The 3,317-nt window shown below is 60.4% G+C and carries 1 protein-coding gene; it reads left to right on the top strand.

The annotated features are described in order from the left end of the window. Positions 1-3,317: beta strand repeat-containing protein (locus EYW45_RS00140; protein ID WP_202444509.1), on the top strand; the 3,317-nt coding region annotated here is incomplete at both ends.

Genomic DNA, 3,317 nt, shown 5'->3' with positions numbered 1-3,317 from the left:
CGGATGCCGACGCTGGCCAAAGCACGTTCAAGGCTGGTACCGCTGTGCCGGTCGGTTCGACGCTGGGCTCGTTGTCCATTGCTGAGAATGGCAATTGGACCTACAACGTCGCCAATAGCGCCGTTCAATACCTGGCTGCCGGTCAAACAAAGGTTGAGTCGTTCACGGTTTCGGCAGCGGATGGCACCACCACCGTCGTGACGGTCACCATCACCGGTACGAATGATGTTCCGACATTCTCGGGCACGAACGCTGGCGCCGTCACTGAAGACACTGCGGTCAATGCAAACGGCAATCTGGTCTCGTCGGGCACGCTGACGATCTCTGACGCAGACGCTGGCCAAAGCACATTCAAGGCTGGCACTGCCGTCCCGGTCGGTTCAACCTTGGGTTCGTTGTCCATCGCCGAGAACGGCACCTGGACCTACAACGTTGCCAACAGCGCGGTTCAGTACCTTGCCGCTGATCAAACGAAGACCGAATCGTTCACGGTTTCGGCCGCTGATGGCACGACGACTGTCGTTACCGTCACGATCACCGGCACCAACGATGTCCCGACATTCTCGGGCACGAACGCTGGCGCTGTCACCGAAGACACCGCTGTCAACGCGAACGGCAATCTAGTCTCGTCGGGCACCCTGACGATCTCGGACGCCGACGCGGGTCAAAGCACGTTCAAGGCTGGCACCGCCGTTCCGGTCGGTTCGACCTTGGGTTCGTTGTCCATCGCCGAGAACGGCACCTGGACCTACAACGTTGCCAACAGCGCGGTTCAGTACCTCGCTGCTGGCCAAACGAAGGTCGAATCGTTCACGGTCTCGGCCGCTGACGGCACAACCACTGTCGTGACGGTCACCATCACCGGGACCAACGATGTCCCGACGTTCTCGGGCGCGAACGCTGGCGCTGTCACGGAAGACACTGCCGTCAACGCTAACGGCAATCTGGTCTCGTCGGGCACCCTGACGATCTCGGACGCGGACGCTGGCCAAAGCACGTTCAAGGCTGGTACCGCCGTCCCGGTCGGTTCGACTTTGGGTTCACTGTCGATTGCCGAGAACGGCACATGGACCTACAACGTCGCTAGCAGTGCAGTTCAATACCTGGCTGCCGGTCAAACAAAGGTTGAGTCGTTCACAGTTTCCGCTGCTGACGGCACCACCACCGTTGTGACGGTCACGATCACCGGCACGAACGACGTCCCGACATTCTCGGGAACGAACGCTGGCGCCGTCACGGAAGACACGGCCGTCAACGCTAATGGCAATCTGGTTTCATCGGGCACGTTGACGATCTCCGACGCAGACGCAGGCCAAAGCACGTTCAAGGCTGGCACTGGCGTCCCCGTCGGTTCGACCTTGGGCTCGTTGTCCATCGCCGAAAACGGTACATGGACCTACAACGTCGCCAACTCGGCTGTTCAGTACCTCGCCGCTGGTCAGACGAAGGTTGAGTCGTTCACGGTATCCGCCGCTGACGGCACGACCACTGTCGTCACGGTCACGATCACCGGCACCAATGATGTGCCGACATTTGCTGGTGCCGCCACCGGCACGGTCACCGAAGACACGGCCGTCGACGCCAATGGCAACCTTGTTTCGTCCGGCACGTTGACAATCTCGGATGCCGACGCGGGTCAGAACACGTTCAAGGCTGGCACTGCTGTTCCGGTTGGTTCGACCTTAGGCTCGTTGTCGATCGCTGAAAATGGCACCTGGACCTACAACGTTGCCAACAGCGCAGTTCAGTACCTCGCCGCTGGTCAGACGAAGGTTGAGTCGTTCACGGTCTCGGCCGCTGATGGCACGACCACCGTTGTGACGGTGACGATCACCGGTACGAATGATGTGCCGACATTCTCGGGCACGAACGCTGGCGCCGTCACGGAAGACACGGCTGTCAACGCCAACGGCAACCTTGTTTCGTCCGGCACGTTGACAATCTCTGATGCCGACGCGGGTCAAAGCACGTTCAAGGCTGGCACTGCCGTCCCGGTCGGTTCAACCTTGGGTTCGCTGTCGATTGCTGAGAATGGCACTTGGACCTACAACGTCGCGAACAGTGCAGTTCAGTACCTCGCCGCTGGTCAGACGAAGGTTGAGTCGTTCACAGTCTCGGCCGCTGACGGCACCACCACGGTCGTCACCGTCACGATCACCGGCACGAATGATGTGCCGACGTTTGCAGGTGTTGCTACCGGCACCGTCACCGAAGATACGGCAGTCAACGCCAACGGCAATCTGGTTTCGTCAGGCACATTGACGATCTCGGACGCCGACGCTGGCCAAAGCACGTTCAAGGCTGGTACCGCAGTCCCGGTCGGTTCAACCTTGGGCTCGTTGTCCATCGCCGAGAACGGCACCTGGACCTACAACGTTGCCAACTCGGCCGTGCAGTATTTGGCCGCGGGCCAAACCAAGGTTGAGTCGTTCACGGTCTCGGCAGCGGATGGCACCACCACCTTGGTCACCGTCACGATCACCGGTACGAATGATGTGCCGACGTTCGCTGGCGCAGCTACCGGCACCGTGACTGAAGACACGGCAGTCAACGCTAACGGCAATCTGGTCTCGTCGGGCACCCTGACGATCTCGGACGCCGACGCGGGTCAAAGCACGTTCAAGGCTGGCACTGCCGTCCCGGTCGGTTCAACCTTGGGTTCGCTGTCGATTGCTGAGAATGGCACTTGGACCTACAACGTCGCCAATAGCGCCGTTCAATACCTGGCCGCTGGTCAGACGAAGGTTGAGTCGTTCACAGTCTCGGCCGCTGACGGCACGACAACCGTCGTCACGGTGACGATCACGGGCACGAACGATGTTCCGACATTCTCGGGAACGAACGCTGGCGCCGTCACGGAAGACACCGCTGTCAACGCCAACGGCAATCTGGTTTCGTCTGGCACGTTGACGATCTCCGACGCAGACGCAGGCCAAAGCACGTTCAAGGCTGGTACCGCTGTGCCGGTCGGCACGACGCTGGGCTCGTTGTCCATTGCTGAGAATGGCACGTGGACCTACAACGTCGCGAACAGTGCAGTTCAATACCTGGCTGCCGGTCAAACAAAGGTTGAGTCGTTCACGGTTTCGGCAGCGGATGGCACCACCACCGTCGTTACTGTCACGATCACCGGTACGAATGATGTGCCGACATTCTCGGGCACGAACGCTGGCACCGTGACCGAAGACTCCGCCGTCAACGCGAACGGCAACCTCGTGTCCACTGGCACATTGACGATCTCGGATGCCGACGCTGGCCAAAGCACGTTCAAGGCCGGCACTGCAGTCCCGCTCGGCTCGACGCTGGGTTCGCTGTCG

This window comes from Schauerella aestuarii (assembly GCF_009866805.1).
Classification (GTDB): Bacteria; Pseudomonadota; Gammaproteobacteria; order Burkholderiales; family Burkholderiaceae_B; genus Schauerella; species Schauerella aestuarii.
Note: the sequence above shows the minus strand (reverse complement) of the source record. Positions and strands in the feature narration are given on the sequence as shown.